The 25258-nt window shown below is 70.1% G+C and carries 28 protein-coding genes and 5 tRNA genes; 23 read left to right on the top strand and 10 right to left on the bottom strand.

Annotation, left to right across the window (positions count from 1 at the left end):
• Nucleotides 1-51 precede the first annotated feature (51 nt).
• Entirely contained in the window at nt 52-393 is a 342-nt protein-coding gene (locus U3649_RS07645) for a hypothetical protein (RefSeq protein ID WP_407354254.1), read from the top strand.
• A 39-nt stretch (nt 394-432) separates the two neighbouring features.
• On the opposite strand, the gene U3649_RS07650 is transcribed toward U3649_RS07645, so the two are convergent.
• The 3 genes from U3649_RS07650 to wrbA form a co-directional block, all read right to left on the bottom strand.
• Nucleotides 433-921, bottom strand: a complete 489-nt coding sequence (locus U3649_RS07650) for an asparaginase domain-containing protein (RefSeq protein ID WP_407354255.1) — start codon at nt 919-921, stop codon at nt 433-435.
• A 196-nt stretch (nt 922-1117) separates the two neighbouring features.
• The gene (locus tag U3649_RS07655; RefSeq protein ID WP_407354256.1) at nt 1118-1483 is read right to left on the bottom strand and encodes a DUF2069 domain-containing protein; all 366 of its coding nucleotides are present in this window, start codon (nt 1481-1483) and stop codon (nt 1118-1120) included.
• Nucleotides 1480-2073: an NAD(P)H:quinone oxidoreductase gene (gene wrbA, locus U3649_RS07660; protein WP_407354257.1), complete on the bottom strand. Its 594-nt coding sequence runs from the start codon at nt 2071-2073 to the stop codon at nt 1480-1482. The genes U3649_RS07655 and wrbA overlap by 4 nt, the downstream gene beginning before the upstream one ends.
• 113 nt (nt 2074-2186) lie before the next feature.
• Here wrbA and U3649_RS07665 point away from each other — a divergent pair, with 113 nt between their 5' ends.
• From U3649_RS07665 to yccX, 3 genes are read left to right on the top strand one after another with little or no spacing between them, the layout of a single operon-like run.
• On the top strand, nt 2187-3461 hold the full coding sequence (locus U3649_RS07665) for a YihY family inner membrane protein (RefSeq protein ID WP_407354258.1): 1275 nt from the start codon (nt 2187-2189) through the stop codon (nt 3459-3461).
• Nucleotides 3458-4006: a TlpA family protein disulfide reductase gene (locus U3649_RS07670; protein WP_407354259.1), complete on the top strand. Its 549-nt coding sequence runs from the start codon at nt 3458-3460 to the stop codon at nt 4004-4006. Before U3649_RS07665 ends, U3649_RS07670 begins: the two co-directional genes overlap by 4 nt.
• Nucleotides 4003-4275: an acylphosphatase gene (gene yccX / locus U3649_RS07675; RefSeq protein WP_407354260.1), complete on the top strand. Its 273-nt coding sequence runs from the start codon at nt 4003-4005 to the stop codon at nt 4273-4275. Before U3649_RS07670 ends, yccX begins: the two co-directional genes overlap by 4 nt.
• A gap of 135 nt (nt 4276-4410) precedes the next feature.
• Here yccX and ppk2 read toward each other — a convergent pair whose 3' ends face one another.
• The 7 genes from ppk2 to hemA form a co-directional block, all read right to left on the bottom strand.
• The gene (gene ppk2, locus U3649_RS07680) at nt 4411-5199 is read right to left on the bottom strand and encodes a polyphosphate kinase 2 (RefSeq protein ID WP_407354261.1); all 789 of its coding nucleotides are present in this window, start codon (nt 5197-5199) and stop codon (nt 4411-4413) included.
• Between the two features lie 154 nt (nt 5200-5353).
• Nucleotides 5354-5698 carry a helix-turn-helix domain-containing protein gene (locus tag U3649_RS07685; protein WP_407354262.1) on the bottom strand — a complete coding sequence of 115 codons (345 nt, stop codon included), beginning with the start codon at nt 5696-5698 and terminating at the stop codon, nt 5354-5356.
• A 4-nt stretch (nt 5699-5702) separates the two neighbouring features.
• Nucleotides 5703-6221 (bottom strand): molybdenum cofactor biosynthesis protein B, encoded by a 519-nt coding sequence (gene moaB, locus U3649_RS07690; RefSeq protein ID WP_407354263.1) that lies wholly within the window; start codon nt 6219-6221, stop codon nt 5703-5705.
• A gap of 130 nt (nt 6222-6351) precedes the next feature.
• Nucleotides 6352-8100: a tetratricopeptide repeat protein gene (locus tag U3649_RS07695; protein ID WP_407354264.1), complete on the bottom strand. Its 1749-nt coding sequence runs from the start codon at nt 8098-8100 to the stop codon at nt 6352-6354.
• A gap of 3 nt (nt 8101-8103) precedes the next feature.
• Entirely contained in the window at nt 8104-8559 is a 456-nt protein-coding gene (locus tag U3649_RS07700) for a GNAT family N-acetyltransferase (protein ID WP_407354265.1), read from the bottom strand.
• Between the two features lie 869 nt (nt 8560-9428).
• Nucleotides 9429-10511, bottom strand: a complete 1083-nt coding sequence (gene prfA, locus U3649_RS07705; protein WP_407354266.1) for a peptide chain release factor 1 — start codon at nt 10509-10511, stop codon at nt 9429-9431.
• Nucleotides 10489-11763 (bottom strand): glutamyl-tRNA reductase, encoded by a 1275-nt coding sequence (gene hemA, locus U3649_RS07710; protein WP_407354267.1) that lies wholly within the window; start codon nt 11761-11763, stop codon nt 10489-10491. The genes prfA and hemA overlap by 23 nt, the downstream gene beginning before the upstream one ends.
• 78 nt (nt 11764-11841) lie before the next feature.
• Between hemA and U3649_RS07715 the strand changes: the two genes are divergently transcribed.
• From U3649_RS07715 to rplL, 19 genes are all read left to right on the top strand, one after another.
• Nucleotides 11842-13533 carry a tetratricopeptide repeat protein gene (locus U3649_RS07715; RefSeq protein ID WP_407354268.1) on the top strand — a complete coding sequence of 564 codons (1692 nt, stop codon included), beginning with the start codon at nt 11842-11844 and terminating at the stop codon, nt 13531-13533.
• A gap of 287 nt (nt 13534-13820) precedes the next feature.
• On the top strand, nt 13821-14459 hold the full coding sequence (gene lolB, locus U3649_RS07720) for a lipoprotein insertase outer membrane protein LolB (protein ID WP_407354572.1): 639 nt from the start codon (nt 13821-13823) through the stop codon (nt 14457-14459).
• A 2-nt stretch (nt 14460-14461) separates the two neighbouring features.
• Nucleotides 14462-15340 (top strand): 4-(cytidine 5'-diphospho)-2-C-methyl-D-erythritol kinase, encoded by an 879-nt coding sequence (ispE, locus tag U3649_RS07725; protein ID WP_407354269.1) that lies wholly within the window; start codon nt 14462-14464, stop codon nt 15338-15340.
• Between the two features lie 84 nt (nt 15341-15424).
• Nucleotides 15425-15501 (top strand) — tRNA-Gln (locus tag U3649_RS07730).
• 134 nt (nt 15502-15635) lie between these two features.
• Complete coding sequence (locus tag U3649_RS07735; RefSeq protein WP_407354270.1) at nt 15636-16595, top strand: ribose-phosphate diphosphokinase; 960 nt, start codon at nt 15636-15638, stop codon at nt 16593-16595.
• 146 nt (nt 16596-16741) lie between these two features.
• A complete protein-coding gene (locus tag U3649_RS07740) occupies nt 16742-17422 on the top strand; it encodes a 50S ribosomal protein L25/general stress protein Ctc (protein WP_407354271.1) in 681 nt (226 codons plus the stop codon).
• 56 nt (nt 17423-17478) lie between these two features.
• Nucleotides 17479-18060, top strand: coding sequence for an aminoacyl-tRNA hydrolase (gene pth / locus U3649_RS07745; RefSeq protein WP_407354272.1), 582 nt, complete (start codon nt 17479-17481; stop codon nt 18058-18060).
• Between the two features lie 73 nt (nt 18061-18133).
• A complete protein-coding gene (gene ychF, locus U3649_RS07750) occupies nt 18134-19225 on the top strand; it encodes a redox-regulated ATPase YchF (protein ID WP_407354273.1) in 1092 nt (363 codons plus the stop codon).
• A 286-nt stretch (nt 19226-19511) separates the two neighbouring features.
• A tRNA-Tyr gene (locus U3649_RS07755) sits at nt 19512-19597 on the top strand.
• A 24-nt stretch (nt 19598-19621) separates the two neighbouring features.
• Nucleotides 19622-19695 (top strand) — tRNA-Gly (locus tag U3649_RS07760).
• A 33-nt stretch (nt 19696-19728) separates the two neighbouring features.
• Nucleotides 19729-19804, top strand: a tRNA-Thr gene (locus U3649_RS07765).
• Between the two features lie 46 nt (nt 19805-19850).
• Nucleotides 19851-21041: an elongation factor Tu gene (gene tuf / locus U3649_RS07770; RefSeq protein ID WP_407354274.1), complete on the top strand. Its 1191-nt coding sequence runs from the start codon at nt 19851-19853 to the stop codon at nt 21039-21041.
• A gap of 176 nt (nt 21042-21217) precedes the next feature.
• A tRNA-Trp gene (locus U3649_RS07775) sits at nt 21218-21293 on the top strand.
• A gap of 39 nt (nt 21294-21332) precedes the next feature.
• On the top strand, nt 21333-21713 hold the full coding sequence (secE, locus tag U3649_RS07780; protein WP_407354275.1) for a preprotein translocase subunit SecE: 381 nt from the start codon (nt 21333-21335) through the stop codon (nt 21711-21713).
• A gap of 16 nt (nt 21714-21729) precedes the next feature.
• Complete coding sequence (gene nusG / locus U3649_RS07785) at nt 21730-22305, top strand: transcription termination/antitermination protein NusG (protein ID WP_407354276.1); 576 nt, start codon at nt 21730-21732, stop codon at nt 22303-22305.
• Between the two features lie 155 nt (nt 22306-22460).
• Complete coding sequence (gene rplK, locus U3649_RS07790) at nt 22461-22889, top strand: 50S ribosomal protein L11 (RefSeq protein ID WP_407354277.1); 429 nt, start codon at nt 22461-22463, stop codon at nt 22887-22889.
• 4 nt (nt 22890-22893) lie between these two features.
• The gene (gene rplA / locus U3649_RS07795; RefSeq protein ID WP_407354278.1) at nt 22894-23595 is read left to right on the top strand and encodes a 50S ribosomal protein L1; all 702 of its coding nucleotides are present in this window, start codon (nt 22894-22896) and stop codon (nt 23593-23595) included.
• A 581-nt stretch (nt 23596-24176) separates the two neighbouring features.
• On the top strand, nt 24177-24701 hold the full coding sequence (gene rplJ, locus U3649_RS07800; protein WP_370562183.1) for a 50S ribosomal protein L10: 525 nt from the start codon (nt 24177-24179) through the stop codon (nt 24699-24701).
• Between the two features lie 172 nt (nt 24702-24873).
• Nucleotides 24874-25251 (top strand): 50S ribosomal protein L7/L12, encoded by a 378-nt coding sequence (gene rplL / locus U3649_RS07805; protein WP_407354279.1) that lies wholly within the window; start codon nt 24874-24876, stop codon nt 25249-25251.
• Nucleotides 25252-25258: the final 7 nt, after the last annotated feature.

Here is a 25258-nt window from a genome sequence, read left to right on the forward strand (position 1 = left end):
TGCCTGCTCGCCCTCATGCTGGCGGCTGCCCACGTGGGTGCGGAGGAGACCATGACGGCGACGGTAGGCGAACTTCCGGGTCCGGGTCCGTACCAGCGCTTCATCGTGAAGTACCGCAGCGACAGCGTTCCGGGACGGGATCCGGGGAAGGTGCAGGCGCGGCTCGATCGTGCCGCGGCCTCGTCCGGCCTGTCCGCCGGCGATGGCGCGCCGCAGGCCGTGTCCTGGCAGCGGCGACTGGCCGTGCAGGCCGACGTGTTCAAGACCGACCGCCCGCTCGGCCGGGAACAAGCCTTGCGTCTCATGCGGCGTCTGGCCGCCGATCCGGACGTGGAGTACGTGGAGGTCGACGCGATGATGGGCGTCGCCCCGGAGCGCGGCCCCCAGCGCTGACACGACCGGCCGCGATCCGCGGCCAAGCGCGACACGCGCCTAGCCGATCGCCTCGAAACGGTTCGCGTGCACGTTCTTGCGCACCTTGCGCGGGTCCCAGACCCGGCCGTTCATGGCGATGTAGGCCCCAGGCGGCAGCGACTGCACCGCGCCGACCGCGGTGCCGATGTTGAACTCGGCATCCGAGCCGCGGAACCGCGCCGGGTTCAGCGCGCCGGTCAGCACGATGGTCTTGCCGGCGATGGACGCCAGCGCCTGCGCCGTCTGCACCATCGAGTCGGTGCCGTGGGTGATCAGCACGTGCCGCGCCGGCTGCGCGGCGATGGTGGCGCGGATCAACCCGCGGTCCTCGTCGGTGATATGCAGCGAATCCTTGCGCAGGATCGGGATCACCCGGAAGCGGAACGCCACCCCCAGTTCCTCGAGGATGCGCCCGATCTGCGGTTCGCCGACCTGGTAGTCCGACTTGTCGTCGAAGTACACCTTGTCGATGGTGCCGCCGGTGGTGACGATCAGCAGTTCTTCCATTGGGTCGTTGTGGGAGCGGCCGGGCCAGTGCGCATTCTAGCGCCGCGCCAGGCAGTCCTTTCCGCGGCGGCGAGGCAGGGCCCATCGCCACGGGCGGTCCGAGTGGATAGTCAATGCATCACAATGGATCAGCGCCTCGGCTTTGGCTCGAGATATCGGCTATTTGTTGGCGGCACCCGTGGCGACGGCCCATTCCTCACCGCGGCGGAGAATGCTGCCTGGCGCGGCGCCGTCCGAAGCGCGCCGACAGTCCCGGCCAGCTGGCGGCAGCGATCACCACCAGTGCCAGCACGATTTCCGCCGAGGCGAGCAAGCGCAGCGCCGGCTCGCTCCAGGCCTCCATCACGCCGTGCGAGAACCACAGCAGCCCGCACACGCCGGCCCAGAACGCCGCCTTGGCGCTGCCGCGCAGCACGCCGGCGAACAGCAGCAGCGGCGGCGCGACGAACACGATCAGCGCAGCGGCCAGTTGGTCGCTGTCGTGGAAGCGGAACGCGAACAACATCGCCAGCGCGGCCAGCGCCGCGCCCAGCAGCACGCGCGAGCGCCGCGGGCCGCTCATGCCGCCAGCTTCGCCGCGAGTTGCGCGACGCGCCGTCCGAGCGCGCGTGCCAGCGCGGCCTCGTCGTCGCTCGGCTGCGGATCGTCGGCGTTGCCGGAGACATGGCTGGCGCCGTAGGGCGTGCCGCCGCCGCGGGTGCTGCTCAGCGCAGGCTCGGTGTAGGGGATGCCCACCAGCACGCAGCCGTGGTGCAGCAGCGGCACCATCATCGACAGCAGCGTGGACTCCTGGCCACCGTGCTGGGTGGCGGTGGAGGTGAACACCGCCGCCGGCTTGCCGACCAGGGCGCCGCTGGCCCACTCCGCGCCCAGGCCGTCGATGAAGTGCTTGAGCGGCGCGGCCATGTTGCCGAAGCGGGTCGGACTGCCGAACACCAGGCCGTCGCATTCGGCCAGGTCGCTGCGCTCGACGTAGGGCGCGCCGTCGTCCGGTACCGGCGGGCTGGCGGCCACGGTCACCGCCGCCACCGGCGGCACCGTGCGCACCCGCGCGATCATGCCGTCGACCTCGCCGATGCCGCGCGCGACCTGGCGCGCGAGCCGCGCCACCGAGCCGCCGCGACTGTAGTAGAGCACCAGGATCTCGGGCATCGGTTCCTCCGCAAAGGCGCAAGGATAGAGCATGCCCGACGCGCAGGTCGGGCGGACTCGACTCCGGGCGCGCAGGGACATCGGCGCCGCGCGTCTTCGGGTACTCTCGGCGCGTGGAACCGCTCGACACCCTGAACCGCTGGACCGACCGCGCGATCGATCGCGCCCGTGCGCGTTCCTTCGTGCGCTTCCTCGGCCGGCGCTTCGTCGACGACCGCCTGTTCGAGGTGGCCGGCGCGCTGGCGTTCACCACGGTGTTCGCCCTGGTGCCGCTGTCGATGGTGGTGTTCGGCGTGCTGTCTGCCTTCCCGGTGTTCGACGCCTGGAGCCAGCAGCTGAGCGACTACATCTTCTCCAACTTCGTGCCCAGCTCGGCGCGCGCGGTGCAGGGCTACCTGCTGCAGTTCTCGCAGAACACCGGTCAGCTCACCGCCATCGGCGTGATCGCGCTGGTGGTCTCGGTGCTGATCACGCTGCTCGGCATCGAGAACGCCTTCAACCGCATCTGGCGGGTCGGCACCGCGCGCCCGCGGATCTCCCGGTTCCTGGTGTACTGGACGGTGCTGACGCTCGGTGCGCTGGTGGCCAGCGCCAGCCTGGCGATGTCGACGCGCTTCTTCGCGCTCGACGTCTTCAGCACCACGTCGGGGCAGTGGTTGCAGGGCGTGCTGCTCGCGATGGCGCCGATGACGATCGAGCTGATCGCGTTCGCGGCGATCTACCGCGTGGTGCCGCACCGCACGGTGAAGTGGCGGCATGCCTTCGCCGGCGCGCTGCTGGCGGCGGTGCTGCTGGAAATCGCCAAGCGCCTGATCGCGCTGTACCTGGGCAGCTTCGACGCCTACCAGAAGATCTACGGCCAGGTCGCCTTCATCCCGGTGCTGCTGCTGTGGATCTACTTCGCCTGGATCTCGATACTGCTGGGTGCGTCGTTCGCCTCGTCGATGTCCGCGTTCCGCTACCAGCCGGCGGCGATGCGCCTGCCGGTCGGCCACGAGATGTTCGGCCTGCTGCGCCTGCTCGGCCGCTTCGCCGAGGCGCGCCGCGGCGGCCGTGGCCTGCACAGCGACCAGATCCTCGAGCTCGAGCCCTGCCTCACCGATGCGCTGGTGCAGCAGCTGATCGCGCAGCTGGCCCGGATCGACCTGCTGGCGCGCGCCGAATCGGGCGAATGGGTGCTGGCGCGCGACCTGGACCGCCTGACCCTCGGCGAGCTGTACGAAGCCTGCCACCTGCGCATCCCCATTGCCGAGGCGCACCTGCCGTGCCGCGACGACGCGCTCGGCATCGCCGCGCAGGCGGCCGTCGACGATCTGCGCGTGCCGCTGCGCAACCTGCTCAAGCGCCGCGTCGGCGAACTCTACGAACCCATGAAGGAGGCCCCATGAAGACTTGCCGGCTATGGCCGTTGCTGTGCGCGTTGTCGCTGTCGCTGTCGATCGGGTGCCAGCGCGAGCCGCCGGCGACGGCACCCGCGGAGGCGCCGCCGGACACGACGGACGCGCAGGCCGGCGGGCCCGCGCTGCAGGTCACCACCATCGACGGCACGCCCTACGACCTGGCCGACCGTCGCGGCAAATGGGTGGTGGTCAACTTCTGGGCCACGTGGTGCTCGCCGTGCCTGAAGGAGATGCCGGAACTCTCGGCGCTCGGTGCGATGCGCGAGCACGTCGAAGTGATCGGCCTGGCCTACGAGGAGATCGAGCCCGAGGCGATGCGTGCGTTCCTGGAGAAGCACCCGGTGCTGTATCCGATCGCGATCGTCGACGTGTACGCGCCGCCGGCCGGCTTCGACACCCCGCGCGGCCTGCCGATGACCTACCTGATCGATCCCGACGGCAGGATCGCCAAGAAATTCCTGGGCCCGGTGACCGCACACGAGGTCGAGACCGCCATCGCCGCCGCGGGAGGCCCCGAGGTGCCGCAGGCATGAGCGCGGCGGCACGCTTCCTGGTCAGCGGCAAGGTGCAGGGCGTGTTCTTTCGCGCCTCCACCCGCGAGCAGGCGCAGCGGCTGGGCTTGCGCGGCTACGCGAAGAACCTGGCCGACGGCCGGGTCGAGGTATTGGCCGCGGGCGATGCCGGCGCGATCGACGCACTGGCGGAATGGCTGCAGCGGGGGCCGCCGCAGGCGCGGGTGGAGTCGGTGGAGCGCCACGCCGCCGATCCGGCGGAGGCGGGAAGCGGCTTCGCGGCAAGCTGACCGCGTCGCGCGCCGCAAGCCGGGACCACCCGTCCACCCCTCGAACTCGACGGCCCGTCCACCTGTTGCACCGGCTGAAACGGAAACGGCGCGGGACGAGCCGGGGCGATGCGTCGGCCATGCGGGGCACAGCGGTCAATCTTCCGCGGACTCCGCATCGACGGGGATCGGCTTCAGCACGCCGTAGCGTTCCTTCTTCGGCCTGCCCGGCAGCGGCGGAAAATCCGGCTGGCTGCGCGGCACGTGCACGTCCGGCAAGCGGTCGAGCAGGTGGCGGATCAGGGTCAGGCGGCCGCGCTTCTGGTCGTTGAAATCGACCAGGGCCCACGGCGCGTGGTCGGTGTGGGTGGCTTCGAGCATGGCCTCGCGGGCGCGGGTGTAGTCGGCGTAGCGCTTGCGCGCCTCGACATCGATCGGAGACAGCTTCCAGGCCTTGAGCGGATCGTTCAGGCGCTCGGCGAAGCGCTCCTCCTGCTGCGCCTGGTCGCAGCACAGCCAGTACTTGAACAGCAGAATGCCGTCGTCGGTGAGCATCTTCTCGAACACCGGTGCCTGCTGCAGGAACCGCTTCACCTGGGCGGGGCTGGCGAAACCCATCACCTTCTCCACGCCGGCCCGGTTGTACCAGCTGCGGTCGAACAGCGTGATCTCGCCGGCGGCCGGCAGGTGCTCGATGTAACGCTGGAAATACCACTGGGTCTGCTCGCGCTCGCTGGGTTTGGGCAGCGCGGCGACGCGGTACTGGCGGGTATCGAGATGCTCGGTGATCGCCTTGATGGCGCCGCCCTTGCCGGCGGTGTCGCGGCCCTCCATCACGACGACGATGCGCTTGCATGCGTGGCGCGCCCAGCGTGCCATGGCGACCAGTTCCAGCTGCAGCGGCTCGAGTTCGTTCTTGTACGGCTTGCGCTTGAGCTTCGGCATGGCGGTTCCTGTCAGGACGGGCTGAAGCGGCAGTATGGACAGGCGCGGCCGTTGCGTACCAGGCGATCGATCCGCCGGCGTCGGCGGTGCCCGGGGCACAGGCCCGCCAGGGCGCTGGCGGATATCGACCGTGCTCGAGGTCGCTCTTGCAGGATCAGCCGTGTTTGCGGCGACCAGCGCCGTGCCCGGCCATGCCGCGCGCCACTTCCAGCAGCGCACCCTGTTGGCGGGTGTTGAGCGCGCGATAGGCCGCCAGCAGGCCGTGCTCGCCCTTGGTGCGGGCCGGGTCCAGGGTGCTGGCGAGTTCGGCCAGCAGCGCGCCGGCCGGCACGCCGAAGGTGCGCGCCAGGGCGTCGAGCTGGTCGCGCCCGGGCAGCTTGTCGCCGCGCATCCAGGCCGACACGGTGGCGGCGCCGGCCCGCGGGATCGCGGCGGCGATCTCGGCCACGGTCAGGCCGCGGGCGCGCGCCAGCAGGCGCAGGGTCTGGTCGATCGGCATGCGCTTACTCCTTCAGCCGCGGGCGCAGCGTGGCGAGGTTGCAGGGCCGGGTGCGCGCGTCCAGCTGGTCGCGGACGATCCGCTCCCACGCCGTGCGGCAGGCCGAGGTGGAGCCGGGCAGGCAGAACACGAAGGTGCCGTTGGCCAGCCCGGCGAAGGCCCGCGACTGCAGCGACGAGGTGCCGATCTCCTCGAAGCTGATCGCGCGGAACAATTCGCCGAAGCCCGGCATGTCCTTGTCCAGCAGCGGCAGCAGGGCCTCGGGCGTGGAATCGCGGCCGGTGAAGCCGGTGCCGCCGGTGACCAGCACGCCGTCGACGCCGTCGTCGGCGATCCATTGCGACACCGCCGCGCGCAGGCGGTAGCGGTCGTCGGGCAGCAGCGCGCGGTGCGCGAGCCGGTGGCCGGCTGCCTGCAGCGCTTCGACGAGATAGTCGCCGGAACTGTCGGTATCGGGCGTGCGGCTGTCGGAGACCGTCAGCACGCACAGGGAGAGGGGGATGAAGTCGTCGGCGGCGCTCATGCGCGAAGCCTAGCGGTTATGGCGCGCGGGGAACAATCGCCATTCCCGCGAAAGGCCCCCGTAGAGCGGAGCTTGCTCCGCTGCTCCCGTCTCCGGAGCCGCCGCCGTGTGCAGCCGAGCAAGCTCCGCTCTACGGGCCTACGGCGGGGGCGCCGGGAGCCGGCCCTGCACGGCCGCGTTCGGCCATCGGCCGCACGGCCGCGGCGAAGTCGGCGGCGAAGCCCGCCATGTCGAACAGGCCGGAGGCGTCCCGCCGCCGCGCCAGTTCGGCGCGCACGTCGGCGAGCGCGGCGCGATCGCGGCCGAGCGCGACCGCGCGGGCGACGAAGGCGTCGTCGCCGTCCACGTTCATCGCCTCCATGCCGAGGTGGTGGTTGAGGCTGCCGGCCACGCGCGCGGCGAAGGTGTCGCCCGGGCGGGTCAGCACCGGACAGCCCACCCACAGCGCATCCGAGGCGGTGGTGTGGGCGTTGTACGGTTCGGTGTCCAGGAACAGGTCCGCCAGCTGCAGCCGCGCCAGGTAGGCGGCGTGCGGCTGCTTGGGCATGAATACCAGCCGCCGCGGGTCCACGGCCTGCGTTTCGGCGAACGCGCGCAGGCGCTGGTCGGCGCGGCCGGGGCCGGACAGCAGCCACAGCACGCTGCCGGGCACCCCACGCAGCACCGCCAGCGCCCGCGCGGTGCTGCGCGGGTTGAGCTTGTAGCTGTTGTTGAAGCAGCAGAACACCACGCCGCCGCCGTCGGCCGTGCGTTCGGGCAGGCCGCAGTCGGCGCGCGCCGGCGCCGGCGGCACCTCGCGACGGGTGTCGGAGGGCTGGAAGCAGCGCGGCAACCGCACGACCTGCTCGCTGAAGTGCGGCGCGAGCCCGCCGGGCAGCACGAAGCCGTCGGCCAGCACGTGATCGATCCACGGCGCGCCCGAAGTGCCCGGGTAGGCCAGCCAGTTCACCTGCACCGGCGCCGGCCGCATCGCCAGCACCTCCGGCGCGCCGCCGCCGCCCCAGCCGCGCAGGTCGAACAGGACGTCGATGCCGGTCCCGCGGATGCGCTGCGCGATCGATGCATGCGCCAGTCCAGAGACGTCGTGCAGCCGCCGCGCCGCCCGCCGCAGGCGCTGCCGGATCGCGCTGCCGTCGTCGCGGTTGAGCGCGAACAGGTGCGTTTCGAACGCGCCCTGCGCATCCAGCGCCTCGAAGAAGGCGGCGGTCAGCAGCCCGGTCGGATGCGCGCCGAAGCCGTTGGAGAGGAATCCCACGCGCAGCAGCGCGTCCGCCGCCCGCGGCGGCGCGGGCGGCAGCGGCCGGATCCGTGCGGCCAGCGCCCGTGCCTGCAGCCGCGCGCACTGCAACTGCTCGACGGGCGTGGCGTCCTCGCTGAGGAAGGCGAACGGCTCGACCACGCCGTGTCCGGCGCGGACCGCCTCGCGCACCTGCCGCGAGAGGCGGTCGAGGTCGCGCCAGTCGCACAGGCGCCGGCGCCAGGCCAGCAGGTGTGCCGCGATCAACGGGTGCTCCGGCGCCAGCGCATGCGCGTGCGCATAGGCGTCGTTGGCGCCCTCGGCGTCGCCGGCGTCTTCCAGCGCATGGCCGAGCCAGACCGCGATGCCCGGATGCTGGGGCGCCTGCCGCGCGGCGGCGCGCAGGCTGTCGGCGGCCTCGGCGTGGCGGCCCAGCATCCACTGCGCGCGGCCCAGCCGCGCCAGCGCTTCAGGGTGCCCCGGCGCCAGCTGCAGGGCATGCCGCGCGGCGGCGGCGCCGTTGCGGGCGTCGCCGGCATCGAGTTCCACATCGGACAGCACGATCCAGGCCATCGCGTTGCCGGGCTCGCGCCGCACGGCATGCCGGGCCTGCGTGCGCGGGTCGTTGGGCGCCACCGGCATCGTTCAGCCGTTCCCCACGGGCAGGTGGAAGCGCAGGGTCTCGTCGTAGGGCTGCCAGCCCGTGGCGCGGTACAGCGCCTGCGCGGCGTGGTTGTCGGCCGTGGTCTCAAGCTCCAGGCGCAGCGCGCCGTCGCCGCGGGCGAAATCGGCCGCCGCGGCGAGCAGGGCGCGGGCCACGCCGGCGCCGCGCGCCTCCGGTGCCACGAACAGGTCGTTGAGGATCCAGGTGCGCGCCGCGCGCACCGAGGAGAACATCGGGTAGAGCTGGGTGAAGCCGGCGCCGCGTCCATCCAGTTCGGCCAGCAGCACCACGGACTCCGTGCGCTGCAGGCGCTGGCGCAGGAATTCGCGTGCCAGGCCGGGATCCGACGGTTGTGCATAGAACATGCGATAGCCATCGAACAGCGGCACCAGGATTTCGAGATCGGCCAGTTCGGCGCGGCGAACGGAAACGGACATGCGCTGGGATCGTCTGGGGTCGGCCCTGCATCCTCGCCCGTGGAACGTCGCTTGTCATCCGCCGCGCCATGCAGTCGCGTCCGCTGCGATTTGCCAACACCGTCGCCACGGGCGGTGTAAACGACTAGCCGCGCCAGGCAGTCCCCTCCGCTGCGGTTTGGTATCACCGTCGCCACGGACGGTGTGAATGAATAGCCGCGCCAGGCAGTCCCGTCTGCTGCGATTTGCTAACACCGTCGCCACGGGCGGTGTAAACGACTAGCCGCGCCAGGCAGTCCCGTCCGCTGCGATTTGCTAACACCGTCGCCACGGGCGGTGTAAACGACTAGCCGCGCCAGGCAGTCCCGTCCGCTGCGATTTGCTAACACCGTCGCCACGGGCGGTGTAAACGACTAGCCGTGTCGAGCAACTCGCATCGCAACGAAGTGGGCCAGGGCTTCGGCTTCGGAAACAGCGGCGTCCGGGCCGGGGGTTGCTCCCGGCTCGGTCCGCCATCCATGGCGGACTCGCCGCCGCAGGCCGCGCTAGGCAGTTCCCTCCGCCGTGGCTTGGCAACACCGTCGCCACCGGCGGTGTAAACGAATAGCCGCGCCGAGCAGCCTGCGTTGCAGCGAGATGGGCCAGAGCTTCGGCTTCGGAAGAAGCGGCGCCCAGTCCGGGGACTGCTCCCCGGCTCGGTCCGGCCATCCATGGCCGGACTCGCCGCCGCAGGCCATCCATGGCCTGCTGTCCGCAGTCCCCGGCCTGGGCGCCGCACCGGCAAGTCACTGTCCCGGATTCTGTCGGCCGGAGCGCCCACCGCGCCGCCGCTCACGCCTCCCGCGTGCTATCCGAAGACATGCTTGGCTTTGCCCGAAAAACCACCGGACTCAGGTATCGGTCAGCCGCGCCAACTCCTCCGCCTGGTGCTCGCGGCTCAGGCGCTCGATCAGCGGATCGAGCCCGCCTTCGAGGATGTTGGGCAGGTCGTACAGGGTCAGGCCTTCCACGCGGTGGTCGGTGATCCGGCCCTGCGGATAGTTGTAGGTGCGGATGCGCTGGCTGCGGTCGCCGCTGCCGACCTGCAGCTTGCGGCTCTGCGCGGTGGCGGCGGCGCGCTTCTCGGCCTCGGCCTCGGCCAGCATCGCCTTCAGCCGCTTCATCGCCTTGTCGCGGTTGGCATGCTGCGAGCGTTCGGTCTGCGATTCGACCACGATGCCGCTGGGCGCGTGGGTGATACGGATCGCCGAGTCGGTCTTGTTGACGTGCTGGCCGCCCGCGCCGGAGGAGCGGAAGGTGTCGACCTTGAGGTCGGCCGGATTGATCTCGATCGGCTCGGCCTCCTCCGCGACCGGGATGATCGCCACGGTCGCCGCCGAGGTATGGATGCGGCCCTGCGATTCGGTCTCCGGCACCCGCTGCACGCGGTGGGTGCCGGATTCGAACTTCAGCCGAGCATAGGCGCCGCGGCCGTCGACGCGGGCGACGATCTCGCGGAAGCCGCCGTGCTCGCCGGGACTGGCCGATTCCACCTCGATCCGCCAGCCCTGGCTTTCGGCGTAGCGCGCGTACATGCGGAACAGGTCGCCGGCGAAGATCGCCGCCTCGTCACCGCCGGTGCCGGCGCGGATCTCCAGGTACAGGCCGCCCTCGTCGCGGGCGTCCTGCGGCACCAGCATCGCCATCAGCACCTGGTCGAGCTCCTCCAGGCGGGCGGCGGCGACGGCGATCTCCTCCTCGGCCAATTCGCGCAGTTCGGGGTCGGCGCGCATCGTTTCGGCGGCGGCGAGATCGGCGCGGGCGCGGGTCTCCTCCGCAAGGCAGGCGGCCAGCGGCTCCAACTGGGCGAACTCGCGCGAATAGGCGCGGAAGCGCGCCTGGTCGCCGGCGACCTCCGGATCCGCCAGCAGGCGCTCGAGTTCGTCGCGGCGTTCGGCCAGCGCCTCCAGCTTACGGCGCAGGGTCGGCAGCATCGCGGTCCTCGTCGTCGGCGTGCAGCGCTTGCGCGATGGCGCGCGCAAGCTCCAGGTTGCCGCTGGCGGCGGCTTCGCGCACGGCGGCGGTGGGCGCGTGCAGCAGGCGGTTGGTGAGGGCGTGGGCGAGGAACTCGAGCACGGCCTCGGGATCCTGGCCGGCGGCCAGCTGCCGGCGCGCGCGCGCCAGTGCCTGCGCGCGGGCGTGCTCGCCGTGCGCGCGCAGCCTGCGCAGGGGCTCGTTGAGCGGCCCGGCGGCCAGCGCCTCGGCGTAGCGCGCGACCTGCAGCTCGACGATCGCCTCGGCGGCGTCCGCGGCTTCGCGGCGGTTGCGGCGGTTGTCCTCGACCGAGCGTTCCAGGTCGTCGACGGTGTAGAGGTAGGCGTCCTTCAGCTCGGCCACGTCCGGCGCGATGTCGCGCGGCACCGCCAGGTCCAGCAGCAGCATCGGCCGGTGTCGCCGCGCCTGCAGGGCGGCTTCGACCTGGGCGCGGTGCAGCACCGGCTCGCGGCTGGCGGTGGCGGAGAACACCAGGTCGGCCTGCGACAGGTGGCGGTCGAGTTCGGCCAGCGGCAGCGCCACGCCGCCGTGGCGCGAGGCCAGGTCCTGTGCGTGCGCCAGGGTGCGGTTGGCGACCAGCAGGCGCTTGGCGTCGGCCTGCACCAGGTGCCGCGCGACCAGTTCGATGGTCTCGCCGGCGCCGATCAGCAGCGCCGTGGAGTCGGCCAGGCGCGTGAACGAGTCCTGCGCCAGCCGCACCGCCACCGAGGCCACCGAGACCGGGCTGTTGCCGATCCGGGTCTCGCTGCGCGCGCGCTTGGCGGTGACGAAGGCGTGCTGGAACAGGCGGTCGAGCCGGCTGCCGAGGGCGCCCGCTGCGCGCGCCGCCGCCCAGGCCTGCTTCACCTGGCCGAGGATCTGCGGCTCGCCGAGCACCAGCGAATCGAGCCCGGTGGCGACCCGGAACAGGTGCCGCACCGCGTCCGCGTCGCGGTGCCGGTAGAGGTAGGCATGCAGGTCTCCGCCTTCCGGATGCGTGGCCAGCCAGTCGGCCAGCGCCTGGCCGTCGTCGTCGGTGATCGCGTAGAGCTCGGTGCGGTTGCAGGTGGACAGCAGCGCGGCCTCGCGCACCTGCGGCAGCGCCCGCAGCGCCGCCAGCGCCCCGGGCAGCGCATGCTCGGCGAACGCCACCCGTTCGCGCAGGGCGACCGGGGCGCTCTGGTGGTTGATGCCGAGGGCGTGGAGGTTCATGACGGTGGCCGTCGTCCGTTCAGGTGCTTGCGATAAGCTTGCTGGCGAATCTCGTATTTTACGGCGCAGCCGACCACGATGCCCGCAATCCACCTTTCCAGCCGTGGTTTCGTCCTGGCCGGCCTGCTCGCCGTCGCCTTGTCGGCCCTCGCCACGTCCGCTGCGGCGCAACCGCGCGGACAACCGGACGACGTGCTCGCCGCCTCCATGGCCGGCGAATACGCGCTGCAGTCCGGTCGGCTGGACGAGGCTGCCGACTGGTACCTGCGCGCGGCCCGGGCGGCCGCCGACGATGCCGGTCTGGCGGAGCGGGCCGCGCGCATCGCGCTGCTGGCCAACGACGACGCGCTGGCCGGCGAGGCGATCAAGCTGTGGAAGCAGCGTGCGCCGCGCTCGCTGGCGATGCGGTCGGCCGAGGCCACCTGGCTGCTGCGTGGCGGCCGCGAGCGCGCGGCGCGGCGCGAGCTCGAGGCCATGCTGCGCGATCCGGACCCGGCCGGCTGGCGCCACGCGCTGGCCGCGCTCGGCAGCGGCACCCGCGATCCGGCCGCCTCGGCCAAGGTGCTGGGCCGGCTGATCGACGCCGGCGCCATCCCGGACCAGCTCCAGGCCTGGCTGGCCTTCGGCGGCCTGGCGCAGCGCTTCGGCGAGCTGCCGCTGGCCGAGCGCATCGTGCAGGAGGTCGTGCGGCGCTTCCCGGACGAGCCGCGGGTGGCGCTGCTGCGCGCCAGCCAGCAGCGCGAGGGCGGCGACGTCGAGGCGGCGAAGCGGACGCTGGCCGCGATCGAGGACCAGGCCGAGGTCTCGCCCGAGCTGCGGCTGGCGATCGCGGCCGAATACGACAACCTGGGCGACCCCGCCGCCGCGGCGCGGATCATGGCGCGCGGGCCGCAGGACGAACGCAGCTACGGGCTGCGCGCCTCCTTGCTCGTCAAGGCCGGGGACAAGCCGGCGCTCGAGCAGGTCTATGCGGAGTTGCGCGGCGAAGCCGGTGCCCCCGACCCGGGCCGACGCCTGTTGCTGGGCCAGCTGGCGGAGTACCTGGAACGCCACGGGGAGGCGCTGGAGTGGTATCGAAGCGTGCCGGGCGGCGAGGAGCGCCGGGTCGCGCAGCTGCGCGCGGCCAAGGTGCTGCACGATCTCGGCCGCGGCGGCGAGGCCTTCGCCGAGCTGCGCGCGCTGCAGGCCGACGCCTCGATCGACGAGGATGCGCGCCGCGACGCCTACCTGCTGGAGGCCGAGCTGCACAAGGAAGACGGCGATGTCGAGGCGGAACGCGAGACCTTCGCGCGCGGCCTGGCCGCCTATCCCGACGACGGCGCGCTGCTGTACGCGCGCGCGCTGATGTGGGAGCGGCAGGACGACATCGCCCGCGCCGAGGCGGACCTGCGCCGCATCCTGGTGGCCGAGCCCGAGAACGTCGCCGCCCTCAATGCGCTCGGCTATACCCTGGCCGACCGCACCACGCGTTACGCCGAGGCGCTGGAGCTGATCGATCGCGCCCGCGTCGCCGAGCCGGACAATGCCGCCATCGTCGACAGCTACGGCTGGGTGCTGTACCGGCTCGGGCGCCACCAGGAGGCACTGGTCGAGCTGCAGCGCGCCTGGCGGCTGATGCGGGATCCGGAGATCGGGGCGCACGTCGCCGAGGTGCTGTGGGTGCTGGGCCGCCGCGACGAGGCGCGCGAATATTTCACCAAGGCGCGCGAACTCGACCCCGAGAACCGCTCGCTGCTGCGCGCGCTGCGCAAGACCGGAGCCGACATTTGAAGCCGATGCGAGCGCAGATCCTGGGGTTCCTCCCTGTTGAAGCAGATGCGCAGGGGGGGGGTGCGGCGCGCTCCGCGCACGCTATCGCCAAAGCAAATCCCCCTCAATCCCCCTTTTTCAAAGGGGGATGCCGAGCCAGGACGGATGCCCCTCGATCCTCCTTTTTCAAAGGAGGAAGGCAAGCCCGTTGCGGCGAGACAATTCCCCCCTTTGTAAAAGGGGGGCGGGGGGGATTTGCTTTTCACCCTCGCCCCGCGTTCCTTTCGGCGAAAGCGTGCGCCACCCTGCTGGTCGCCGTGCTGGCCCTGGCCGGCTGCGTCTCGCAACCGCAGCGGGCGCCGGCGCCCGCTGCCCTGACCGGCGCCGCGCTCGCGGCGGCGACGGCGCGGGTCGAGGCGCGCGAGGCGCAGGTGCGCGCGGCGGAGCGGCTGGGTTTCAGCGGCCGGGTAGCGTTGTCGAACGGCCGCCAGGGCGGCAACGGCCGCATCGAGTGGTCGCAGGCCGGCGACGGCTACCGCGTGGTGCTGAGCGCGCCGGTGACGCGGCAGAGCTGGAGCCTGACCGGCGACGCCGCCGGTGCGCGGATCGAGGGCCTGGAGGGTGGCCCGCGCGAGGGTCGGGACGTCGAGATGCTGCTGCTCGAGGCGACCGGCCTGCGCATCCCGGCCGGGGCGATGGCCGCCTGGGCCGCCGGGACCCGCGCCGATGCCGGCGCCTTCGGCCCGGCGCGTCTGCATTTCGACGCCGGCGGGACGCTGGCGCGCATCGAACAGGGCGGCTGGACCATCGACTACCAGGCCTGGCAGCCGGCGGACGCCGGCGCGCCGCGGCTGCCGCTGCGCGTCAGCGCCCAGCGCGGCGAGGCGAAAGTGCGGCTGATCGTCGATCAGTGGGCGCTGGGCGACGTGCCGGTGCAGGGCGGCTAGGCGTGCCGGCGACGACGGCCGCGGCGGACGGGTGGAGCGCCTGGCCGGCCCCGGCCAAGCTGAACCTGTTCCTGCGCATCACCGGCCGCCGGCCCGACGGCTACCACGCGCTGCAGACGGTGTTCCGCCTGCTGGACTGGGGCGACACCCTGCGCCTGCGGCCGCGCGACGACGGCCGCATCGTCCGCCACGGGGCGTCGGCAGAGGGGGTCGAAAGCGCCGACGACCTGGCGGTTCGTGCCGCGGAACTGCTGCGATCGGAGGCGAACGTCGAGCTGGGCGCGGATATCATCGTCGAAAAGCGTATCCCCGTCGGTGGCGGCTTCGGCGGTGGTTCGTCCGATGCGGCGACCGTGCTCCTGGTCCTCGACCACCTGTGGGGAACCGGCATGGGCGCCGACCGGTTGGCCGAACTCGGCTTGCGGCTCGGCGCCGACGTGCCGCTGTTCGTGCGTGGCGCGAACGCCTGGGCGGAAGGGGTCGGCGAGCGGCTGTCGCCATTGGCGCTGCCGCCGGCCTGGTACCTGCTGGCCGACCCGGGCGTCCGGGTGTCCACCGCGGCACTCTTCCAGAGTATTGAATTGACGCGAAATGCCGCGCCCGCGACAATAGCCGACTTCACTTCGGGTGCTCCGCTCGGCAATGCGTTCGAGCCGGTGCTGCGCCGCCGCGAACCGGTCGTCGAGGCCGCGTTCGCCGCGCTGGCGCGGGTCGGCTCGCCACGGTTGACGGGGACAGGCAGCGGCTGCTTCGTCGAGTTCGCCGCGCGCGAATCCGCCGAGGCCGCGCTCGCCCGGCTGCCTTCCGGCCTCGCGGCCCGGGTGGTGGCCGGCGCGGCGCGCTCGCCGCTGCTGGAGGCGCTTGAGGGCCGTGATTGGTGATGGGTGATTCGTGATTGGCAAGAGCGAGGGTGCCGCCGCTTCTGTTACGAATCCCGAATCACCCATCACGAATCCCGGCTCCACAGGGGCGTCGCCAAGTGGCCCAAGGCACCGGGTTTTGATCCCGGCATTCGCAGGTTCGAATCCTGCCGCCCCTGCCAATTGTCGGGAATCGGGAATGGGGAGTCGGGAATCGTAGAAGCAGTGCGCCGCGCTTTTCCGATTCCCGACTCCCGATTCCCCATTCCCGGCTCCATCCCCCCGCCACGGTCAGAGCGACGCGGAGACCCCTCTTATGAAAGAAGATCGCAACCTCCTGATCTTCTCCGGCAATGCCAACAAGCCGCTGGCGCAGGCGGTCTGCCGCGAGCTCGGCACGCGCCTGGGCAAGGCGCTGGTGTCGAACTTCTCGGACGGCGAGGTGCAGGTCGAGATCGAGGAGAACGTGCGCAAGCAGGAGGTGTTCGTGCTGCAGTCGACCTGCGCGCCGAGCGCCGAACACCTGGTGGAGCTGCTGGTGCTGATCGACGCGCTCAAGCGCGCCAGCGCCGCCAGCGTGACCGCGGTGGTGCCGTACTTCGGCTACGCCCGCCAGGACCGCCGCCCGCGCTCGTCGCGGGTGCCGATCACCGCCAAGGTCGCGGCCAGCATGTTCTCGTCGGTGTCGACCGACCGGGTGCTGACGGTGGACCTGCACGCAGACCAGATCCAGGGCTTCTTCGACCTGCCGGTCGACAACGTGTACGCCTCGCCGCTGCTACTGGCCGACATCTGGCGCGCGCACGGCACCGACAACCTGATCGTCGTGTCTCCGGACGTCGGCGGCGTGGTCCGGGCCCGGGCGATCGCCAAGCGCCTGGACGACGCCGATCTGGCGATCATCGACAAGCGCCGGCCGCGCGCCAACGTCGCCACGGTGATGAATATCATCGGCGACGTCGAGGGCAAGACCTGCGTGCTGGTCGACGACATCGTCGACACCGCCGGCACCCTGTGCGCGGCCGCCGGCGCGCTCAAGGACAACGGGGCCACCAAGGTGGTGGCGTACTGCACGCACCCGGTGCTGTCGGGCGCGGCGATCGACAACATCACCCGTTCGCAGCTCGACGAGCTGGTGGTCACCGACACCATCCCGCTGGCGGCGGCGGCGCGGGCCTGCGACCGGATCCGGCAGCTCAGCGTCGCCGAGCTGCTGGCCGAGACGATCCGCCGGATCGCCTTCGGCGAGTCGGTGAGTTCTTTGTATGTGGATTGAGGGCCGTGATTGGTGATTCGCAAGGGCGAGGTGCTTTTAGCGAATCACCAATCACGAATCACCGTTTCCAACCGACTCTTCTGGTCGCGGAAGAGTCGCCAACCCGCCGCGAGGCGGATCATTGCAACGTAAAGAGTGAAAACAACATGGCAATCACGCATGAAATCAAGGTGCAGCGTCGCGACGACGAGGGGAAGGGTGCGAGCCGCCGCCTGCGTCGTTCCGGCAACGTGCCGGCGATCGTCTACGGCGGCGATCTCGACCCGGTGAACATCCAACTCGTCCACGAGGACGTGCTGCTCGCCAGCAAGCACGAGTGGTTCTACTCGTCGATCCTCGACCTGAGCCTGGACGGCGACGTGCAGAAGGTGCTGCTGCGCGACATGCAGCGGCACCCGTACAAGCAGCAGATCATGCACCTGGACTTCCAGCGCGTCAGCGCCGACCAGGCGCTGCGCACCTCGGTGTCGCTGCACTTCCTCAACGAGGACAAGTCGCCGGCCGGCAAGGCGGCCGACGTGGTGATCACCCACGAGATGAACGAAGTGGAGATCAGCTGCCTGCCGCAGGACCTGCCCGAGTACATCGAAGTGGACCTGGGCGAGCTGAAGCTCGGCGACGCGATCCATCTCTCCGACCTGAAGCTGCCGCAAGGCGTCGAGGTTCCCGAGCTGAAGTTCGGCAAGGAGCACGACGTCGCCGTGGTCATCGCCCGCCAGGGCCGCATCGAGACCGCGGACGGCGAGGGCGAGGATGCCGAGGGCTCCGCCGAGGTCCCGGCGAGCAAGGTCGACGAAGACGCCGGCAAGTCCGGCGGCGACAAGTAACGGGCGAGCGACGCCTGCCGGGGCGCCCGCGTGGCGCTCCGGCACCGGTGTACGCGATGGCGGCGTTGCGGATCATCATCGGGCTGGGCAATCCCGGTCCGGAACATGCGCGGACCCGGCACAATGCCGGGTTCCGCTTCGTCGACGCGCTCGCCGAGCGCGCCGGGGAGCGTTTCAGGGTGGATGCCAAGCTGTTCGGCGAGACCGCCAAGGTCGTCATCGGCGGGCAGCCGGTCTGGGTGCTGAAGCCGGCGACCTTCATGAACCTGAGCGGCAAGTCGGTCACCGCCGCCCTGCGCTTCTGGAAGATCGAGCCGGAGCAGGCGCTGCTGGCCCACGACGAACTGGACCTGCCGCCGGGGACCGCGCGGCTCAAGTTCGACGGTGGCCACGGCGGCCAGAACGGCCTGCGCGACACCATGCGGCTGCTGGGGCACGGGCGCTTCCATCGCCTGCGCATCGGTATCGGCCATCCCGGGCACAAGGACAAGGTGACGCCCTGGGTGCTCGGACGCGCATCGGCCGGCGACGAGATCCTCATCGATCGCGCCATCGACGACGCCCTGGACGCGCTGCCGCTGGCGGTGGCCGGCGACTTCAACGAGGCGATGAAGCGGTTGCATACGAGCAGGGATTAGGGATTGGGGATTCGGGATTTGGAAGCGCGGCTCTTCCGAATCCCGAATCCCGAATCACCAATCACGGATTTTCATGGGCATCAAATGCGGCATCGTCGGCCTGCCGAACGTCGGCAAGTCGACCCTGTTCAACGCGCTGACCAAGGCGGGGATCGCCGCGGCCAACTTCCCGTTCTGCACGATCGAGCCCAACGTCGGCGTGGTGCCGGTGCCGGATCCTCGGCTCAACCAGCTGGCGGAGATCGTCAAGCCGCAGAAGGTGCTGCCGACCGCGGTCGAGTTCGTCGACATCGCCGGCCTGGTGGCCGGCGCGGCCAGCGGCGAGGGGCTGGGCAACAAGTTCCTGGCGCACATCCGCGAGGTGGACGCGATCGCGCACGTGGTGCGCTGCTTCGACCACGGCGACATCGTGCACGTGGCCGGCAAGATCGACCCGGTGTCGGACATCGAGACCATCGACACCGAGCTCGCCCTGGCCGACCTGGAATCGGTGGAGCGGGCGCTGCAGCGCGCCGAGCGCTCGGCCAAGACCGGCGAGAAGGAGGCCAAGGCGCGGGTCGAGGTGCTGTCGCGGGTGCGGGAGGGGCTGGACGCCGGCCGGCCGGCGCGGGCGCTGGACCTGTCGGACGACGACCGCGCCGCGCTGCGCGACCTGTTCCTGCTGACCCTGAAGCCGGTGATGTACGTGGCCAACGTGCTCGAGAACGGGTTCGAGCACAACCCGTACCTGGACATCGTGCGCGAGCGCGCCGCGGGCGAGGGCGCCGAGGTGGTGCCGGTGTCGGCGGCGATCGAGGAGGAGCTGGCGCAGCTCGACGAGGCCGACCGCGACGTGTTCCTGGCCGACCTGGGCCTGGACGAGCCGGGCCTGAACCGGGTGATCCGCGCGGCGTACAAGCTGCTCGGCCTGCAGACCTACTTCACCGCCGGGGTGAAGGAGGTCCGCGCCTGGACCGTGCATGCCGGGGCCACGGCGCCGCAGGCGGCGGCGGTGATTCATACCGACTTCGAGAAGGGCTTCATCCGCGCCGAGACCATCGGCTTCGATGACTTCATCCGCTATCGCGGCGAGGCCGGTGCCCGCGATGCCGGTCGCCTGCGCCTGGAAGGCAAGGAGTACCGGGTCCAGGAGGGCGACGTCCTGCATTTCCGCTTCAACGTCTAGGGGCGCGGCCACGCGCCCGTCATCCGGCGGGGGCACGATCCAGGTGCGACGCCGTCGCGTCCGGCACCTCATGGGCGACGCGCGGGCATCGGCGGCTCTGGCGGAGGGTTGTTCATAAGCATGAATGCCCTGGGTCGCCACTCCCGGTCGGAGGATGCCGTCGGTCGTGCCCGCTTCCCGCTCGCCGATGCGCCGGGTCGACCGACGCAATGGCCGGTACGCGTTGACAGGCGCGGCGCTTCAGGCGAAAATCGCGGGCTGTTTTCACCGGCTTGCCAGAAACACCGGAGGGATACCCAAGCGGCCAACGGGGGCAGACTGTAAATCTGCTGGCTTACGCCTTCGGTGGTTCGAATCCACCTCCCTCCACCAATCCAATTCGAAGTTCCGCGCGGCGCGGGAGTAGTTCAATGGTAGAACCTCAGCCTTCCAAGCTGATGGTGCGGGTTCGATTCCCGTCTCCCGCTCCATTGAGGCCCCGGGCCGGCGCGTAAAAAAAACTCGCTCACGTAGCTCAGTCGGTAGAGCACCTCCTTGGTAAGGAGGAGGTCGATGGTTCGATTCCATTCGTGAGCACCACTCTGCTGCAGTCCTCCATTCCAACAGTTCAACGAGAAACGCAACCATGGCCAAGGGTAAGTTCGAGCGCACCAAGCCCCACGTGAACGTGGGCACGATCGGTCACGTGGACCACGGCAAGACGACGCTGACGGCGGCGCTGACGAAGGTGGGCGCGGAACGGTTCGGTGGCGAGTTCAAGGCCTACGACGCGATCGACGCGGCGCCGGAGGAGAAGGCGCGCGGGATCACGATCTCGACCGCGCACGTGGAGTACGAGTCGACGAACCGCCACTACGCGCACGTGGACTGCCCGGGCCACGCCGACTACGTGAAGAACATGATCACCGGCGCGGCGCAGATGGACGGCGCGATCCTGGTGTGCTCGGCGGCGGACGGCCCGATGCCGCAGACGCGCGAGCACATCCTGCTGGCGCGGCAGGTGGGCGTGCCGTACATCGTGGTGTACCTGAACAAGGCGGACATGGTGGACGACGCCGAGCTGCTGGAGCTGGTGGAGATGGAAGTCCGCGAGCTGCTGTCGAAGTACGAGTTCCCGGGCGACGACACGCCGATCATCACCGGATCGGCGCTCAAGGCGCTGGAAGGCGACCAGTCGGAGATCGGGGTGCCGTCGATCCTGAAGCTGGTGGAGGCGCTGGACAGCTACATTCCGGAGCCGGAGCGGGACATCGACAAGAGCTTCCTGATGCCGGTGGAGGACGTGTTCAGCATCTCCGGCCGCGGCACGGTGGTGACCGGGCGCATCGAGCGCGGGATCATCAAGGTGGGCGACGAGATCGAGATCGTGGGCATCCGTCCGACGGCGAAGACGACGGTGACGGGCGTGGAGATGTTCCGCAAGCTGCTGGACCAGGGGCAGGCGGGTGACAACGCGGGCCTGTTGCTGCGCGGCACCAAGCGCGACGAGGTCGAGCGCGGCCAGGTGCTGGCCAAGCCGGGCTCGATCACGCCGCACACGCAGTTCGAGGCGGAGGTGTACGTGCTGTCGAAGGACGAGGGCGGGCGCCACACGCCGTTCTTCAAGGGCTATCGGCCGCAGTTCTACTTCCGGACCACGGACATCACCGGGGCGGTGACGCTGCCGGAGGGCACGGAGATGGTGATGCCGGGCGACAACGTGAAGATGGTGGTGGAGCTGATCAACCCGGTGGCGATGGACGAGGGCCTGCGGTTCGCGATCCGCGAGGGCGGCCGCACCGTCGGCGCCGGCGTGGTGGCCAAGATCCTGAAGTGACGATCCGACCCGTGCGCCCATGGGCGCACGGCTTTGTCGGATCGTCATCCCGGCGAAAGCCGGGATCCAGGCCCGCGCCGTAAAAGCGCAAGCCGGGATCCAGCGAAACGAGCCGGACGGCGGGCCGAACCTTCGGTCCGCCTTCGCCGTCTAAGGAAACCGTCGAAGCAAACGATACGCCAGTAGCTCAATTGGCAGAGCAGCGGTCTCCAAAACCGCAGGTTGGGGGTTCGAGTCCCTCCTGGCGTGCCACCCGTCGGAAGCACCACCGAAAGGTACGCACTGAAACGCATGAACAGCAGAGTAGAGCAATCCCGGGGCACGTCCAGCGGCGACATCGTCAAGTACGCGCTCGCGCTGTTGCTGGTGGTCGCCGGTGTGTTCGCCTTCTACTGGTTCGACGGCCAGTGGCCGGCCCCGGCGCGGGTGCTGGCGGTGGCGGCGGGCGTGATCGCCGGCGCGGTGGTGTTCCTGACCAGCGGCAAGGGCGCGCAGACCCGGGAGTTCCTGTCCGAGACGCGCTTCGAGCTGCGCAAGGTGGTCTGGCCGACGCGGCAGGAAGCGGTGCGGATGACGTGGGTCGTCATCATCGCGGTGATCATCATCGCGCTGATCCTGGCCGGGTTCGACACGGTGATCCAGTGGCTGCTGCGCCTGTTCCTGGGCCAATGACGGAGATTCGGGTTTGATGGAAACGCAAGAAGTCGACAAGCGCTGGTACGTGGTGCACGCCTACTCCGGCTTCGAGAAGTCGGTGGCGCAGGCGCTGCGCGACCGCATCGTGCGCGCCGGGATGCAGGACCGCTTCGGCGACGTGCTGGTGCCGACCGAGGAGGTGGTGGAGATGCGCTCCGGCCAGAAGCGCCGTTCCGAGCGCAAGTTCTTCCCCGGCTACGTGCTGGTGCAGATCGCCACCCACGAGGAGTCCGGCATCCCGCGGATCGACAGCGAGAGCTGGCACCTGATCAAGGAGACGCCGAAGGTGATGGGCTTCATCGGCGGCACCGCCGACCGCCCGCTGCCGATCAGCGACAGCGAGGCCGACGCGATCCTGCAGCGGGTGCAGGAAGGCGTCGAGAAGCCGCGCCCGAAGGTGCTGTTCGAGCCGGGGCAGATGGTGCGCGTCAACGACGGTCCGTTCAACGACTTCAACGGCGTGGTCGAGGAAGTCAACTACGAGAAGAGCCGCCTGCGTGTGGCGGTGCTGATTTTCGGGCGTTCCACGCCGGTCGAGCTGGAGTTCGGCCAGGTGGAGAAGGCCTAAAGGCCGGGAATAGGGAATCGAGAATCGGGAATCGTAAAAGCGCTCTTGCTTTTCACCATTCCCCACTCCCGATTCCCCATTCCCGTATTCAACCAAGCGGGGAGCCCCGCAGCCCTTACGGGCGTGCAGGCGTTAGGACCCGAGGAGTCTAGACAATGGCAAAGAAAGTCGTCGGTTACATCAAGTTGCAGGTCAAGGCCGGGCAGGCCAATCCGAGCCCGCCGGTCGGTCCCGCGCTGGGCCAGCGCGGCCTGAACATCATGGAGTTCTGCAAGGCGTTCAACGCCGCCACGCAGAAGCTGGAGCCGGGCCTGCCGATCCCGACCGTGATCACGGCCTACTCGGACCGCACCTTCACCTTCATCACCAAGACGCCGCCGGCGTCGGTCCTGCTGAAGAAGGCGGTCGGCATCCAGAGCGGATCCAAGCGCCCGAACACCGAGAAGGTGGGCAAGGTGACGCGCAAGCAGCTCGAAGAGATCGCCAAGACGAAGGAGCCCGACCTGACCGCGGCGGACCTGGAGGCGGCGGTGCGCACGATCGCGGGCTCGGCCCGCAGCATGGGCCTGACGGTGGAGGGCTGACGACATGGCGAAGCAGACGAAGCGACAGAAGGCGATCATGGCGGCGGTCGAGCCGGGCAAGGCTTACCCGGTCGAGCAGGCGCTGAAGATCGTCAAGGACCACAGCAAGGCGAAGTTCGTCGAGGCAGTGGACGTGGCCGTGCGCCTGGGCGTCGATGCGCGCAAGTCCGACCAGCAGGTGCGCGGTTCGACCGTGCTGCCCGCGGGCACCGGCAAGACCGTGCGCGTGGCGGTGTTCGCGCCGGCCGGCGCCAAGGCCGACGAGGCCCTGGCCGCGGGCGCCGATGCCGTGGGCATGGACGACCTGGCCGAGAAGATGCAGGGCGGCGACCTGAGCTACGACGTGGTCATCGCCACGCCCGACGCGATGCGCGTGGTCGGCAAGCTCGGCACGCTGCTCGGCCCGCGCGGCCTGATGCCGAACCCGAAGGTGGGCACGGTCTCCCCGAACCCGGGCGAGGCGGTGAAGAACGCCAAGGGCGGCCAGGTCCGCTACCGCACCGACAAGGCCGGCATCATCCACTGCACCATCGGCAAGGCGGACTTCGAGGACGGCAAGCTGCAGGAGAACCTGCAGGCGCTGCTGGCCGACCTGGTCAAGGCCAAGCCGGCCACCGCCAAGGGCACCTACCTGCAGAAGATCTCGATCAGCTCGACCATGGGCCCCGGCGTGACCGTGGACCAGTCGTCGCTGTCGCTGAAGTGACGATTTGACCCGCGCACGCAGCGCGCGGCCTTCGTCATCCCCGAATGCTTTAGTCGGGGATCCAGGGACGTTGCGTTTGCTGTTGCTTTTTTTGAGGCGAAAGAGAAAGTCCATGGATTCCCGCCTACGCGGGAATGACGAATCAAGCGGACGGCGACCTGACTGGTCGCCCCCGCGACAATTTTGAGGGCATCGCAACGGGCTCCGGCCCGGCGCGGCGCCGTCAAAGACCGCAGGCGCGGTCTGCGTGGCAACGACGACGGGCATGGAAGCTCGAACTGGCAGGGAATCGCCGTCGTCGCATGCGCCGACCGCTTAATCCCGGACCGCGCGAGCGGGAAAGGGCCTGCGTAGATGGTCGCCGACCCTCCAGTGAATTCTGGAAACGGCTGCCAACCGGAGGACCTCCGCGTCCTCCCGGCATCGAGGGACCGGTGCCGCCCATGGCCCGCGAACGGCAGGAGCCGCGAGCGGAGTTGTACGAAGCCGGAGCCCGGAAACGAGGACGGGCCGGGAAAGCCTTCCGCTTTCTCGAATCCCGATTCCCCAATCCCCGAATCCCGGCTCCAACGGAGAGTGCAATGGCTCTTAATCTGAACCAGAAGAAGGAAGTCGTTGCCGAACTGGCCGAGGTCGCCGGCAAGGCGCACTCGTTGGTCGCCGCCGAGTATGCGGGTCTGACGGTCGAGCAGTTGACCGGCCTGCGCAGGAAGGCGCGTCAGGAAGGCGTGTTCTTGAAGGTAGCCAAGAACACGCTGGTCTCGCGCGCGGTGGAGGACACCGACTATGCCGTCGTCAAGGACGCGCTGGTCGGCCCCCTGCTGTACGCCTTCTCGCAGGAAGACCCCGGTGCCGCCGGACGTCTGATCCAGGAGTTCGCCAAGGCGAACGACAAGCTGAAGCCGCGCCTGGTGTCGTTGGGCGGGCAGATGTACCCGGGCTCCCATGTGGATGTCCTGGCGTCGCTGCCGACCCGCGACCAGGCGTTGTCGATGCTGCTCAGCGTCATGGTCCAGCCCGCCACCATGCTGGTGCGCGTTCTGGCCGAGCCGGCCTCGCAGGTCGCCCGCGTCACCAACGCGGTCGGCCAGCAGAAAGCCGCCTGACGGCGGCTTTGGGATTCGAGATTCGAGATTGGGGATTCGCAAAAGCAAAAGCAGCAGCTTCGGCTTCACGAATCCCGAATCACCAATCCCGAATCCCCGGCAAACAACCAGTTCGGTATCCGAGTTCCAAATCAATCAGCCGTTTCCAAACTAGTTAGCAGAGGTAATCACGATGTCCCTTTCGAATGAAGAAATCATCGAAGCGATCAGCAGCAAGACCCTCGTCGAGGTGATGGAGCTGGTCAAGGCGATGGAAGAGAAGTTCGGCGTGTCCGCCGCCGCCCCGGTGGCCGTCGCCGCCGGTCCGGCCGCCGCCGCCGCCGCTCCGGCCGAGGAGCAGACCGAGTTCACCGTGGTCCTGAAGGCCACCGGCGAGAAGAAGGTCGAGGTCATCAAGGTGGTCCGCGCGATCACCGGCCTGGGCCTGAAGGAAGCCAAGGACCTGGTCGAAGGCGCGCCGAAGGAAGTGAAGGAAGGCGTGTCGAAGGACGAGGCCGAGAAGTTCAAGAAGGACCTCGAGGCCGCCGGCGCCACCGCCGAGCTGAAGTAAGCGTTAG

This window comes from Luteimonas sp. R10, from assembly GCF_045689605.1.
Classification (GTDB): domain Bacteria; phylum Pseudomonadota; class Gammaproteobacteria; order Xanthomonadales; family Xanthomonadaceae; genus Luteimonas.